At 70.9% G+C, this 230-nt stretch carries 1 protein-coding gene; it reads right to left on the bottom strand.

What is annotated here, in order from left to right:
* Positions 1–13: 13 nt before the first annotated feature.
* A partial coding sequence (locus SB773_RS35095; protein WP_486304348.1) for a hypothetical protein occupies positions 14–230 on the bottom strand: 217 nt, incomplete at its 5' end.

Here is a 230-nt window from a genome sequence, read left to right as displayed (position 1 = left end):
CTGGCCAGGCCGGTCAGTCGATCAGCTCGCGCGGCAGCAACTCGTCCGGCACGTTCTGATAGGTGACCGGCCGCAGCCAGCGCTGGATCGCCGCACCCCCGACGGAGGTCGAGCCCGGCGCCGTCGTCGCCGGATACGGCCCTCCATGTGTCATCGATCGTGTGACCGCCACACCCGTCGGCACCTGGTCGAACACGACGCGCCCCGCGATTCGCTCAGCTGCCGCCACC

This window comes from Bacillus sp. SIMBA_074 (assembly GCF_046534555.1).
GTDB classification, from domain to species: Bacteria; Bacillota; Bacilli; order Bacillales; family Bacillaceae_G; genus Bacillus_A; species Bacillus_A mycoides.
This window is presented reverse-complemented; position numbering and strand designations above follow the sequence as displayed.